This is a genomic window from [Phormidium] sp. LEGE 05292, from assembly GCF_015207735.1.
Classification (GTDB): Bacteria; Cyanobacteriota; Cyanobacteriia; order Cyanobacteriales; family Aerosakkonemataceae; genus Floridanema.
In genome coordinates this window covers 1-13,995 of record NZ_JADEWG010000077.1, presented here as the reverse complement: position 1 = coordinate 13,995, position 13,995 = coordinate 1, and the positions used below count along the sequence as shown (strand labels likewise).

At 41.6% G+C, this 13,995-nt stretch carries 10 protein-coding genes and 2 tRNA genes; 5 read left to right on the top strand and 7 right to left on the bottom strand.

The features are described from left to right. Positions 1-139: 139 nt before the first annotated feature. On the bottom strand, positions 140-640 hold the full coding sequence (moaC, locus tag IQ264_RS19940) for a cyclic pyranopterin monophosphate synthase MoaC (protein ID WP_193982552.1): 501 nt from the start codon (positions 638-640) through the stop codon (positions 140-142). A gap of 47 nt (positions 641-687) precedes the next feature. Between moaC and IQ264_RS19935 the strand changes: the two genes are divergently transcribed. Continuing rightward, positions 688-761 (top strand) — tRNA-Arg (locus IQ264_RS19935). Positions 762-854: 93 nt separating this feature from the next. Here IQ264_RS19935 and IQ264_RS19930 read toward each other — a convergent pair. From IQ264_RS19930 to IQ264_RS19920, 3 genes are read right to left on the bottom strand one after another with little or no spacing between them, the layout of a single operon-like run. Continuing rightward, entirely contained in the window at positions 855-1,871 is a 1,017-nt protein-coding gene (locus IQ264_RS19930) for a glycosyltransferase family 2 protein (protein ID WP_193982551.1), read from the bottom strand. A 19-nt stretch (positions 1,872-1,890) separates the two neighbouring features. Continuing rightward, positions 1,891-2,853, bottom strand: coding sequence for a lysylphosphatidylglycerol synthase transmembrane domain-containing protein (locus IQ264_RS19925; RefSeq protein ID WP_193982550.1), 963 nt, complete (start codon positions 2,851-2,853; stop codon positions 1,891-1,893). Further along, a complete protein-coding gene (locus IQ264_RS19920) occupies positions 2,840-3,565 on the bottom strand; it encodes a C40 family peptidase (RefSeq protein WP_193982549.1) in 726 nt (241 codons plus the stop codon). Before IQ264_RS19920 ends, IQ264_RS19925 begins: the two co-directional genes overlap by 14 nt. A 108-nt stretch (positions 3,566-3,673) precedes the next feature. On the opposite strand from IQ264_RS19920, the gene IQ264_RS19915 reads away from it, so the two are divergent. The 3 genes from IQ264_RS19915 (at position 3,674) to IQ264_RS19905 (ending at position 6,757) form a co-directional block, all read left to right on the top strand. After that, positions 3,674-4,609, top strand: a complete 936-nt coding sequence (locus IQ264_RS19915; protein WP_193982548.1) for a serine hydrolase — start codon at positions 3,674-3,676, stop codon at positions 4,607-4,609. A 229-nt stretch (positions 4,610-4,838) separates the two neighbouring features. Further along, positions 4,839-5,705: a hypothetical protein gene (locus IQ264_RS19910; RefSeq protein WP_228061666.1), complete on the top strand. Its 867-nt coding sequence runs from the start codon at positions 4,839-4,841 to the stop codon at positions 5,703-5,705. 266 nt (positions 5,706-5,971) lie between these two features. Further along, positions 5,972-6,757 (top strand): hypothetical protein, encoded by a 786-nt coding sequence (locus IQ264_RS19905; RefSeq protein WP_193982547.1) that lies wholly within the window; start codon positions 5,972-5,974, stop codon positions 6,755-6,757. A gap of 127 nt (positions 6,758-6,884) precedes the next feature. Here the strand turns inward: IQ264_RS19905 and IQ264_RS19900 are convergent, their stop codons facing one another. Next, complete coding sequence (locus IQ264_RS19900; RefSeq protein WP_193982546.1) at positions 6,885-8,255, bottom strand: ABC transporter substrate-binding protein; 1,371 nt, start codon at positions 8,253-8,255, stop codon at positions 6,885-6,887. A 294-nt stretch (positions 8,256-8,549) separates the two neighbouring features. Next, positions 8,550-9,320, bottom strand: a complete 771-nt coding sequence (locus IQ264_RS19895; RefSeq protein ID WP_193982545.1) for a 4'-phosphopantetheinyl transferase family protein — start codon at positions 9,318-9,320, stop codon at positions 8,550-8,552. 544 nt (positions 9,321-9,864) lie between these two features. Here IQ264_RS19895 and IQ264_RS19890 point away from each other — a divergent pair. Then, positions 9,865-13,635, top strand: coding sequence for a PAS domain S-box protein (locus tag IQ264_RS19890; protein WP_193982544.1), 3,771 nt, complete (start codon positions 9,865-9,867; stop codon positions 13,633-13,635). A gap of 118 nt (positions 13,636-13,753) precedes the next feature. Here the strand turns inward: IQ264_RS19890 and IQ264_RS19885 are convergent. Continuing rightward, positions 13,754-13,845: transfer RNA gene (locus IQ264_RS19885), tRNA-Ser, on the bottom strand. Between the last annotated feature and the right edge of the window lie 150 nt (positions 13,846-13,995).

Below are 13,995 nucleotides of genomic sequence, written 5' to 3'. Positions count from 1 at the left end.
ATAAACAGAATTATATTTCGTATTATATAGACATATAAATTATTTTCTCTGTCATATAATAAATTCAAATCAATCCTATTCATCCTTAAATCTAAAAAATCAATCCTGTTCATCCTTAAATCCTACTAATCCTGATCATTTATTGGTTTTGATAGTAATAATCTCCCGACTTCCCACCCGTCTTACTAATTAAACGAATCGCCTCAATTTGCATCGACTTTTCCAAAGCTTTCGCCATATCATAAAGCGTTAACGCCGCCACAGAAACCGCAGTCAAAGCTTCCATTTCCACGCCTGTTTCCGCCTTAGTTTTTACTCGTGCCCGAATTTGATACCCCGGTAATTCTGAATCTGGAGTAATTTGCACTTCCACCTTTTGCAAAGGTAAAGGATGACACAAGGGAATTAACATCGAAGTCTGTTTCGCTGCCATAATTCCAGCTATCCTCGCCGTTCCCAACACATCTCCTTTGGGGGCATTTCCCGACTCAATTGCCTCTAACGTCTGCGCCGACATCCGCACCTGCGCCGCTGCTACCGCTTCTCTCACAGTGGCTTCTTTGGCTGAAACGTCCACCATGCGGGCTTCCCCGCTTGCGTCCAAATGAGTTAAAGGAGAATTTTTGGAAAAGTCTTGCATAATTTGGAAAACCTGTGTTACTATAAGATTCTGTGATTGAAACACAAGGGCTTGTAGCTTAGCGGATTAGAGCGTGTGGCTACGGACCACAAGGTCGGGGGTTCGATCCCCTCCAAGCCCGTAGATAAAGGATAAAGGATTAACTTCTTTATCCTTTATTTTTTTTTTCTAGGGTCTGTTGTGAGGACTTCAGTCCTGATAACTAATGACAAAACTATTGTTGAGTATTATGTGCGATCGCGTCCACTACTTCCCTCACCCGATAGATTGGTCTGCCTTGAGATTCATGGTAAGTTCGCATTAACAACTCTGCCAACAATCCAAAACTAAATAATTGCACACCAGCTAGTAAAAGCACAACTGCCAAAACCAACAAGGGACGATTGCCAATTTCTTCTCCTAATACTAATTTGACAAAAGTAAGATAACTTCCAATTGAAATTCCGGCAAACATAGAAATTAAACCCCACCATCCAAAAACGTGCATTGGACGAGTGAGAAATTTCTTCATAAACCAAATTGTTAACAAGTCCATTAATACCCGAAATGTTCGTCCTAAACCATACTTACTTTGACCAAAACGCCGTGCATGGTGACGTACAGGTATTTCAGTAATTCTCGCACCTTCAATATAAGCTAGTGCAGGTAAAAAGCGATGTAATTCGCCGTAAAGATTCATGTCTGCAACTAGTTCGGAACGGTAAGCTTTTAAAGAACACCCATAATCATGTAATTTTACATCTGTAACTTTGCCAATTAACCAATTCGCAATTTTAGAAGGTAGGAGTCTATCCAAAGCACCATCTTGGCGATTTTTCCGCCAACCACTTACTAAATCATAACCTTCTTCCAACTTCGCTATTAATAAGGGAATATCGGCGGGATCATTTTGCAAATCGCCATCTAAGGTAACAATAACCTGTCCTTTAGCATAGTTAAAACCTGCTGCCATTGCCGCAGTTTGACCATAATTTCGCCGGAGTAAAACTGCTCTTAAATCTGTTCTTAGTATTGCTTGTTCTCGGAGTAGTTGGGTAGATCCATCTTTGGAACCATCATCTACTAAAATGATTTCGTAGCTGAGTCCTGAATTTTTTAAGGAATTAGAGATAGCATCAATCAAATGTGGTAGACTTTCCACTTCATTGTATATTGGCACCACTACCGATACATTGGGTTGGTCGGAAAAGTTGTTATGTGGGACAGTGTTTTGGTAGATTATCGCAGTCATGGTCACTCCTCAAAAATTTTCAACTACAATTCTCGTTGTTAACGATTAGTTGATAAAAAGTTCCTAGTCCAGCACCAGCAATTTCCGCCAGAATACTAATTAATCGGTATAAAGCAACAGTAGCTAACATTAAGGCGGGAGAAAAGCTGGAACCTAAAATTGTTAGTATTGTAGCTTCAAATACTCCGAGTCCTCCAGGTGCACCAGGCACGATTAAACCTAAAAGCCAAGCTAAACTAAAAGCTGTGAACAGTAATGGTATTTTACTAGGTTCGATCGCACCCAGCGCCCTTAAGGTTAACAGAAATCCCGTACCCCTGAATCCTACAAAGCAGATTTCTCCTAACAAAGGTACTAAAGGATAACTTTTCACTGGCAAAGCAGTCGCTTCAACATTTACTGAACCAGACTTTTGTTTTGACTTACTCAGTTTTAGAATCAATCGGTTTAAAATTCGGGGATGAATAGCAATTAAGACTACCACTAATCCTAAAAGTTGCCAAGCTAAAAAAGATGAATTGTGCGACCATAGCAAAGGAATGCCAATAACAGCAAAAATCAGGGCGCTAGCTGCCATTAACAAAGGTTCTAATAATACAGCAACAGTAGCGATTTCTAGAGAAACACCTTTTTGTTTAGCGGCAACAATGCGACCATAAAAATGCCACACATTTCCGGGAATATATTTAGCAATGTTCGTTTTTAAGTAAACGGGAATTCCCCAAGCTGCGGTAATTGGTTGTTTAAGATGATGAAAAATCCAAACCCAAACCCAAGCCGACCAAATATGTGCTAGTAAGGTGATGCTAAATGCGATCGCTAAAATTTCCCAACCTTTACCATTAATTCTAATTGCTGCCACTCCCGCCGCATGATCTTTCAACACTTTCGCCAGAAAAAACAGCGTCACACCCAAAATTACCCACCGCAAATAGGGCTTAAATTTTGCAGATAATTGTCTAATAAAACTACTGATTTTCATTATTTCCCAATCCTGTAGGACAGGCATCTTGCCTGTCAACATCAATACCCAGTCCCCTCACAACTCTGCCAAAACCTCGTAATTGCTGATAATAACCTTTGCTAACTTCATCACCTATATCGGAAAGTTCATCAATGGCAATTCCATTCCGCCCCAACTTTTCCCCAGAACTGTGAATATAACATTCATTTCCTAAATAAAGCCCTACATGAGTCGCTTTTTCACTATTGCCAAAAAAGACAAAATCTCCCGGTTGTAAAACCTCAAAAGTCACCTTTTCCAGAAAAGCTTCCTGTTGATAAGCATCTCTTGGTATCCAAATTCCCGAAGCAGCAAAAGCAGCTTGCATTAGTCCCGAACAATCGTAATTTGGCCCTAATGTACCACCCCAAAGGTAACAATTGGGTTGTTGCATGGCATTTTGGGTAAAAGCAATGATTTGGGGTAACTTATTTTGAATTTCTTCGCCAGAAAACGCGATCGGCTGATATCCTATTTCTGCACGCACCAACGACATTAAATCATCCTTTAACAACCACCCCGGATAACTATCCTCCATCAAACAAACTGAAACCGCCATTTCAGCTTCATTTGGCAAAACTTTCAGGTAACGTCCCACTTTAGCTTGAGTTGCCAAACGATTACAACTAGGAGAATCATATATATTGAGGTTTGTTTGGCAGATGTACTCAATTGATAGACTAAGGTTCATAACACTTAAAAACTTTCAGGAGTGCTTCAGATATCAGAAGTAGCTTTGCCTAAAATGTTTCTAGGTAAAGTTAAAAAAAGACCGTGAACAATTTACATTTAGAATCGAATGAGCTTTTTCCGTAAAGACGAAAAACTAGAAAGTCTGGGTAATCAGATTTTACAGGCAACTTGGGCAGAATTTCCCGAATTAGGTCATAACCAAGTAGCGATGACTTGGATTGTCTACGATCCACCAGTAGTAGTAAATACTGGAGGTGCCTTAAATCCCGAAACTTTTTGGCAACACCAAGTTCGCGGTTTTAACTATCGAGGATTCGATCGCATTTATCCCGCCAGCATAATCAAGCTATTCTACCTCGTTGCAGTTTACGAATGGATCGAAAAAGGCATGATCCAAACCTCTGCCGAGTTAGAAAGAGCAATCCGGGATATGATCGTTGACTCCAGCAACGATGCCACCAGTTTAATAGTCGATGTATTAACTGGCACCACCAGTGGGCCAGAACTCACAACAGGGCCTTTTGAAACTTGGAAATTGCAGCGCAACATAGTTAACCGCTACTTTCATTCCCTTGGTTGGGCAGAATTAGAAACCATCAACGTCAACCAAAAAACCTGGTGCGATGGCCCCTACGGGCGCGAACGCCGCTTTGTCGGAGAAATGATGGAAAATCGTAATATGCTCACCACCAACGCCACCGCCCGTTTGCTACATAGTATTATCGGCGGAGTTGCGGTATCCTCCAGAGCATCCCAAGCAATGATGGCTTTAATGAAACGTAACCTTAACGCAGTTGAGTTAAACAGCGACGACGAAAATCAAATGACAGGTTTTCTCGGCGGTGGACTCCCCCAAAACGCCCAAATTTGGTCAAAAGCTGGTTGGACAAGTCAAGTGCGTCATGATGCTGCCTACATTGAAATCCCAGACAAACCACCTTACTTGTTAATCGTCTTTACTGAAGGCAAACCCCACAGTAAGAACAAAGCCATTTTACCTTTCATCTCTCGGCAAGTACTTGCCGCCACAAGCAATCTATAAAACATTTTCCCTTATTGCCAAATTGTAGGATGGGCATCTTGCCCGTCCTCATCAGATGAGGCTGAAAGCAAAAGAGTTTGTCCACAGCTTTTTAACTTCTGCAAAAATCTCTCTAATGGTTGGTAGCAAAACTTATAAAAATCCCGTAAATTAAAATTTTAGACTAAAATTTAGTATAAAATTTCACTGATATTTTAAGGTTGAACCACTTTGTTTGTGAGGAGTGACAGTGAATAACCTTTTTTTGCAACGCGCTGTTTTTCTGTTTAGCGTTACAGCTATGGTTGGTGGGATTGGTAATTTACCCGCCAAAGCTGAAACACCAGAGGTGAAAATTTCAGGTAATCCTCAGTGGATGGTTGCCCAAAGTAATCAGCAAAACTTTGCACAACTGTCTGTACAAAGCTCGTCAAGTAGCGTCGGGGCAGTTAAGCAATCAAATGTCCTATCTGCGATCGATCCTGCGGAAACACCATTAACAAATTCTTCATCTTTACAAAATAGTCCGCCAGTTCCAGGAACAACTCTTACATCTGCGGCAAATCTGTTAGGTCAACCTGTTGCTAACTCTAACTCGCCAACTTCTACCCCTAGAACAGAGAACTCTAGAACTAGTAATTCTCGCACTAAAAAGGGGACTCAAGTCGCACAGTATGAAATAGAACCCGGTCGAGAAACTCGTTCTGGTTATAGTTATGTTGGTGCTGGTGGTAACATCGGTTTAACTGGTGAATCAGCAATTGGAGATGTTGGTTTTGCACTCTTTAGTAAAATCGGTTTAACCAGGGTTTTATCTGTGCGACCAATGGTAGTTTTTGCTGATAATACTGACTTTGTGATCCCGATTACTTACGATTTTCCCATCATAGCAGAGCCATTCCAAAGAATTGGTTTAGCGCCTTTTGTTGGTGCGGGAGTAATTATCACAACCTATGAAAAGAGTAATTTTGGTGCTGCTTTAACAGGTGGTGTTGATATCCCTATCAACAAGAATTTTACCGCAGTTGCTAGCGTCAACATCGGTTTTGTTGATACTACAAGTGTAGGTTTATTGTTGGGTGTTGCCTACAACTTCACTACAGGATTTAATTTCTAATATTGAGTGAATTTCCGAACTTGACTTCGTATTCTCCTAAAACCTTATTATTGCGCCCCTTTTTTTACAGAAGGGGTTATTTTTATCTTAAATTACTTGAAATTCTGTAATTAAAAATACTTAGAGTATTGAGTTTTCCTGAAATTATTATACTTATAAGTAAGAAAACTTATACAAAATTGCCTAAATTAACAATATAGAATAAAATTTTAGTAAAGTGTGATCGTGACTTTTGGCAATAAACCAAGTCTTTGTGAGGAGTGACCGTGAGTAATATTACTTTTGAGTTCCAGAGAAACCTTTTTCTTTATGTTGCTGCGATCGCAAGTGGATTGAGTATAACCTTAACAACTGTTAATGGATTACCCGCCCAAGCAGAAACAATTGATAATAACAGCTCTACTAGTGAGCAAAACGTTAACAGTAACACACTGAACCAAAACACCACCTTAACACCAGAAGAAACATTTACCGTTCCAAAAGCAGTAGCTTTAGATATTCAATCAGAAACAACAGAATCACCAAAAATTCCCGCCACGCCAGAGGCCAAACATCAACCATTTCCAGGAACAACCGAAACTAACGCCTCAGTTTTGGTAGAACAACCTAAAACAAAAGGTCAAGTTGCACAATTTCGCGATGTCGAACCAGGTCAGGCACTTAACAATGGTGTTAGTTACATCGGCATTGGTGGCAACTTGGGAATTACAGGCGGCACAGCTATAGGAGACTCCGGCTTCACCGTGTTTGCCAAAATAGCTCTTAGCAGAGAGTTTTCTTTCAGACCAGCCCTTATATTTAGCGAGGATTTCGACGTTCTGTTGCCCATAACTTATGACTTTCGCATAGCAGATACCCCTCTTTTTCCTTTTGTTGGCGGTGGCTTACTAATTACAACTGGTGGTGGAACATTGGGCGGTTTAATTACTGGCGGACTTGATGTTCCTATCTCTAGGCAATTTACCGCTACAGGTCGCTTGAACGTTGGGTTTACCTCCGAAGATGCTTCCTTTGGTTTGATATTAGGTGTAGGCTACAACTTTGCCCTCTGATTTAGATTTTTAAGAAAGGCAGAAGGCTCCGAGGCAGAAGGGAAGAAAGGCAGAAGGCAGAAGTAAAAATCCTCAAGAGTCCCCTTGTCCCCTTGTCCCCTCTGCCTCTGGAGTCCCCTGAGTTTCCTTACTTCGGGCTAACTTTGCCTGTAACCTTCAACTTACCGTCATCTAAGACACTCCAAACATCGTAGCTGCCGACGACATCGCCATTTTCATCGATGTCAACGTTACCGCTAGCACCTTGGTAATTAATGTCTTTGCCTTGGCGGACTAATTCCAAAGCTTTGCAAACATCGGTTACTTCTTCACCAGGGGCATTAGCAACTTCGCGAATTTTACTTTTAATTCCTTCCCCGGTGTTTGATTTAGAAGCTTGTGCTGCCAGTGCTAACAAAGCGGCGGCATCCCAAGAGTGGGGAACATAAGCACTAACCGGGCGTTTTTCCTTTTCCTCCCAAGATTTGGTGAACTCTGCAAGTGATTTACCGTTGGCACCGGGAACAGTACCGATCGCAGAAGCTAAAATAAACTTACCGTCGCTAGTTTTGCCCACTTGTTGCGGAAATTCAGGAGAATACACACCATCGGTAAGCATTACCGTAACACCCTTCATTAACCCCTGTTCGTAAGCAGACTTCAGCAACAAAGAACCAGTTTCAGCATACAAAACTGCTACTACCGCATCAGGTTTACCAGCAAAAGCCGCTGCTGCTTCAGATTCAAAAGTCGTAGCTTTTGGGTCATAACGAGTTGGTTTAGCTTCGTTGACTACCGTTCCTCCCAAAGCTTTGAAGGCTCTAACAAATTCCTTTTCAAAACCCACACCGTAATCATTATTAATTACAACAGTAGAAACTCGTTTAAAGCCTTTTTCACTTGCTAATTTAGCTAAAGCTTGAGCCTGATAAGTATCCGGTGGAGCAGTCCGCGCCCAAAAGCCTTGAAAATCACCCTTCTTGGCTCTTTCTGTAAACACTGGACTCGTACTACCTGGAGAAATTAACATTACTTTGTTTCGGGCTGCAATATCCACAGCAGCACTAGACACGCTGCTAGCAAAAGAACCCACCACTCCGGCAACTTTATCCACTTCTGCCAGTTTAGTCATTGCCGCTGCGCCAGCTTCCGGTTTCGTTTGGTCATCTTCCGAAATTAAAGTCACAGGCTGACCGTTGACACCACCGCATTTATTAACAGTTTGCACTAACAACGGCACAGAGGCAATCATCGGTTGTCCAATGGAAGCTAAGTCCCCAGTGGAAGGTAGCAAAGAACCAATTTTCAACCCATTACCCGTAGCCGCTGACGTTGGCGTTGGCGCAGCAGTAGGAGTAGCGGCAGCAGTAGGCGTGGTAGCAGCATTTTGGGCAGCGGGGGTGGGGGTGGTAGCACTGGGATTGTTGGTAGTGGTGCTTTGACACGCTGTTGTCAAAAAGCCTGCAATCAAAGGAATAATGGCAAGAGTAAGTTTTGTTTTTAGCTGTAGGATAGGCATCTTGCCTGTCTCACTTGGCTTTGTTGGTCTTTTCATCATTTGGCTACTGAACTTCTCCACAGTCAACTACAAATACAGGGCAAAAATAGCTCGCCGAGCTTAACCTTTAGTTGGTTGACAAAAACTTTAGCATCTTCTATTGATTTCGCCAAAATAATTACTTATACCAATTCTCTATGAAGATGCGCTTAATTTACCCCACCCCAAACCCCTCCCCGTCTACAGGGAGGGGCAATGATTAAGCACAATTTTACAGAGAATTGGTATTAGATTCCCTTGAACTCCCCGACTTGTTCAAAAAGTCAAGGAGCTAAATATAAAGTCATTTGTTAAAGTAAGATATTCTATTGCATTTTCCTCTAAGTCTTTGCGCTCTACAACTAAGGCACCTGTGTATTCTGAGTTTGGTTCGAATTCAGTGCAATACCAGCGTTTATTGAGTAATATATTACTTTCAGTGTTGTGCAAATTAATGGCGTTTTCCGGTGTAAAAGAAACTGCGATTGTTTGTAGTCCTGCCAATCCTTCCCCTGTCGCTTTGAGATAAGCTTCCTTAATAGTCCAAAACCGAAAAAATAGTTGTTTCTGTTGTGATTCTGGCAGTGCATTAATTAGGGTGGATTCACTTTTGGAAAAAAAGCGTTCTGCTAATTGTTGCACATCGGTAATGTCGCGCAAATGCTCTAAATCAATGCCAACAGCACGATTAAGAGCGATCGCATAAACTGCTAAACCATGAGAATGAGATACATTAAAACACAACCTCTCCTCAGGATCAATATTATTTAGTTCTGGCTTTCCCTGAAGCGAGTATGCAAACTCTAGTTTTTGAGGTTCAAAATTTAAATAACGGCTCAGAATAACTCTCAATAATCCCCGACAGGCAATAAATTTTTTTTTGTCTTTTTCAAAATAAAACTTTTCTGCCCGCTGTCGTTCATCTAAAGACAAGTTTCCCGCTAAATCAGTTAATAAATCTGTCGGTAAATCTAGCTCGGCTCGCCAAATATGCAGATAGTCTGGGGAAATAGTCAAGTTTTGCGGAGGACAACGCCATAAGCTCATAGAAGTGTACAATGTTTTAGTTCATGATGAGAGTAAATTATTAAATCTAGTTTAGGAGTTTAAATGTAAAATAGCATAGTCATTAAATATACAAAAAAATTAACAACCTATCAAAAATAGTACCGGAATGCGATCGCCCTTATCTTTTCAGGAGGGGACAAAACCTAACTCAACAGGTTTTAACCTATGGTTTCTCTTCATGTCGCTCGTCTATCTTTTAACTACTATAATTACAAAAGGAGGTGAATGGTAATTGTATAAAATGTTCTCTATTAAAGCTCAGTTTACACAAGAAGAAAAGGGCTTCTGGCTCAACGAGTGTAAGCACGCCAATACTTTAATTAATGGCGCGATCGTCTTCAGATCAAGGTGTAACATCCTTTGAGAATCTCCCGTGTTTCTCACCCGAAGAGATGTCAGAGATCACTACCTAAAAAGTAATTTTACAGATACATTCAGAAAAAGAGGCAAAATTTTGAACTAAGGAAGCGACTATTCCCAACTCAGAAATTTTCCTCAACCTTATCCGCCTTTGACCGATCAGATGAACCGAACTGGAAAACACAACTCTCATACCTCTGCAATTATGCGTTATGGTGTAGCATTTTTGACAGTAGGTATTGTTTTTGGGATAAAATTCCTCTTTGAACCGTTATTTGAAAAAGAAAGCCCATTTCTCCTCTTTTTTACCGCTGTGATTATCAGTGCTCTGTATGGTGGAATCCAGGCGGGAGTCTTAGCTACAATTTTGTCAGCATTAATCAGTAATCGCCTATTTTTATCCCCATCTAGTAACTTATTTGTGCCAAACTTGGCACAAAATGTGAAGCTAATAGTATTTATCTTAGAAGGAATTTTTGTTAGTAAAATAATTCATCAATTAAATACAGCTAATCAGAAAATGAAATGGGAGCAACAAGCATTAAAAGAAAGTGAAAATAGAACTCCTTTATTGAGAGAACCAGTGGAAGATTATGCAATTTTTTTATTAGATCCAAAAGGGGCAATTGTTAGTTGGAATCAAGGCGCACAAAATCTCAAGGGATATGAAGCCAAGGAAATTATTGGAAAGCATTTTTCTTGCTTCTATCCAGAGGAAGATCTTGCCCAAGGTAATCCCGATCGCTACTTGCAAATCGCAGCCAGCGAGGGACATATAGAAAGAGAAGGCTGGAGAATTCGTAAAGATGGTTCCCGGTTTTGGGCCAACGCTATAATTACTGCTTTACGAGATCAGAAGGGAAATCTGACAGGTTTTTGCAAATTAACGCGAAATTTGAAGGAACCGCAAGCTGCGCTTGGCGATCGCAAACCAGTAACATCGCTACCGCAACAGCTAAAAAACTACTTAAACCTGGAAAATCGCATCCATGAACGCACCGCCCAACTAACAGCAGCGAATCAAGAATTACAGCAACAAATTGAAGAAAGAAAGAAAGCAGAAGCAGCATTGCAAGAAAGTGAACAACGCTTCCGCGCCATCTTTAATCAGACATTTCAGTTTATTGGGTTAATGCAACCAGATGGCATTTTAATTGAAGCTAATGAAACAGCTTTAAATTTTGGTGGATTACAGCGAGAAGATGCGATTGATCGCCCATTTTGGGAAACCCGATGGTGGACACTTTCTCCAGAAACCCAAGAAACATTAAAACAGGCAATTCAAAAAGCCGCCAAAGGTGAATTTATTCGCTATGAAGTAGACGTTTTAGGTGCAGGAGATACCGTTATTACGATCGACTTTTCCATCAAACCAATACAGGATGAATCCGGGGAAGTACTATTACTAATACCTGAAGGACGAGACATTAGCGACCGCAAACAAGCCGAAGCCCAAGTACACCAACTTAACACCCAATTAGAACAGCGAGTCCAAGAACGCACCGCCCAACTAAAAAGAGAAATAGATGCACGGGAACTCGCTCTCAAAGACTTACAGCAAACAGAAGAAGCACTGCGCCACAGCGAACAACAGTTTCGCATGGTAGCTGAAACTATGCCCCAAATTGTTTGGACAACTTTGCCCGATGGTGCGGTAGACTACTACAACTACCGTTGGACAGAATTTAGCGGCATTCCCCAAACAGCAGGACAAAACTGGGATTGGCAACCGATTCTACATCCAGAAGATCGGCAGCGCACCTTAGATGCTTGGAAAAAAGCATTGCAAACCGGAGAACTCTACGAATGCGAACACCGCCTCAGAAGGGCAGATGGAGAATTTCGCTGGTTTCTCAGTCGGAGTTTACCACTCCGCAATAGTCAAGGGCAAATTATTAAATGGTTCGGCAGCGCCACCGATATCCACGAACAAAAGCAGGTGCAAGAAGCATTAAGGCAAAGCGAAGAACGGTTCCGAGTTGCAGTCGATAACATCCCCGATCCTTTTGTCATTTACGATGCGGAACGTCGCTTGCAGTTCATCAATGCTGAGGGTTTGCGCCGAATGCAAATGCCCTTAGAAGCATTATTAGGTCGTCGGGATGAAGAAATTTATCCCCCCGAAGTCACAAATGATTATCTACCATTCTTAATATGGTCAGTAGAAACGCTGACTACCCAGAATTTTGAATGTGTAAGTACCCTACCTAGCTACGGTACTTACACCGCAATTATTTCCTACATTCCCTTACTCAACGATCGAGGAGAACTCTATCAAGTTATCGGCATCACTCACGATATTACTAAGCGCAAACGTGCCCAAGAAGCTTTGCGGTTAAGTTCGGAACGCTTCCGTATTGCATTAGAAAATTCCCCGCTCACCGTTTTCAACCAAGACCGAGAACTCGGCTACACTTGGGTTTACAACCCTCAACTAGGTTATAAGACGGAAGAAATACTGGGCAAAAAAGATGCCGATCTAATGCACCCAGATGATGCTGCTAAATTAACAGAAATTAAACAGCGGGTACTCTTAACCGGGAATGGAGTTCGGGAAGAAGTTCATGCCAGTAAAACTGGAGAGTTTTCTTACTATGATTTGACTGTGGAACCTTTGCGCGATGAGTTCGATCGAATTGTCGGCATTACTGGGGCGGCGATCGACATTACCGATCGCAAACGCACAGAAGCACAGCTGCAAATACGGGCACAACAGCAAGCAGCGATCGCTCATTTAGGACAAAGAGCATTATCTGGCATCGACTTAGATCAATTAATGGAAGAAGCTACCAGTCTAATTGCCCACATCCTTAATATTGAATATTGCGAAATTCTTGAGCTTTTGCCCGATGGACAACATACACTGTTACGTTCCGCTTTTGGCTTCCCAGAAAACTTAATTGGACAAATTACATTTTATAAAGGGTTGCCATCTCTAGTAGGGGAAATTCAAGAATCAATAACACCTTTACACGCTTCTGAATCTGTAATAGTAAATGACTTGCATTCTGAAACTCGATTCACTCCTTTCCCGCTGTTGCAAGAAGATCAATTTGTTAGAGGAGTAAGTACAATTATTGCTGGAGTTCCCGAGAATTTCGGTGTTTTACAAGTTCATACTACCAGTGAGTACACCTTTACTCAAGATGATATTTACTTCTTGCAAGCCGGGGCAAATATTCTCGCCGAAGCAATTCAAAGACAAAAAGCTAGGGAAACTTTACAACAACAATCAGAGGAATTAGCATTAGCAAATCGCCTCAAAGATGAATTTTTGGCAACGATTTCTCACGAACTACGTACCCCTCTTAATTCCATGTTAGGTTGGGCAAAACTTTTGCCTAGCAGGAATTTTAGCCAAGAAACTGCTCGTCGAGGCATCGAAACTATTGCCCGCAATACTCAAGCTTTGGCACAAATAATTGAAGACGTGCTAGATATGTCCGATATTATTCGGGGAAGGCTAAATTTACAAGTTGAGTCTGTGTCATTGGATGTGGTAATTCAAGGGGCGATCGCTTCGATTAATCTAGCAGCAGAAGCGAAAAATATTCAAATCTGTTCTAAAATTGATGACTCTGTAGGAACTTTGGGCGATGCCAATCGCTTACAACAAATAGTTTGGAATTTGCTCTCTAACTCAATCAAATTTACCCCCAATGGGGGACAGGTAGAAGTTCGGCTGAGTAGAATCAACAATCAAGCCCAAATCCAAGTCAGCGACACCGGAAGAGGCATTAGCCCTGAATTCTTACCTCATGTATTCGATCGCTTCCGTCAAGAAGATGGTTCTATTACTCGTTCTCACGGAGGTTTAGGTTTGGGGTTAGCGATCGTCCGTTACCTAGTCGAACTACACGGCGGTACAATTCAAGCCGAAAGCTCAGGCTATGGAAAAGGCGCAACCTTTACCGTCCTACTTCCCCTTGTTTAGCAAGAGTGCAGGGGTGCAGGGGAGATAAAAGAAAATTTAGAATTTCCCAGTCCCGTAGGACAGGCATCTTGCCTGTCATCCCCAGTACCCAATACCTAAAACCAAGCTAATAAAAAAACGGAGAGGGAGGGATTCGAACCCTCGGATGGGTCTTACGATTCCATCAACAGATTAGCAATCTGCCGCTTTCGACCACTCAGCCACCTCTCCAAGGTGACAGTAACTCATAGTAACACGCTTTCGATAAATAATCCAGAGAATTGTCAATTAATTTTGAGTCAAGCTATTCCGCATTTAAATTACTTTGTTTGGAAATAGAAGAAAATTGCTCTAATTCTCTCCCCATCTCCCCATCTCCCC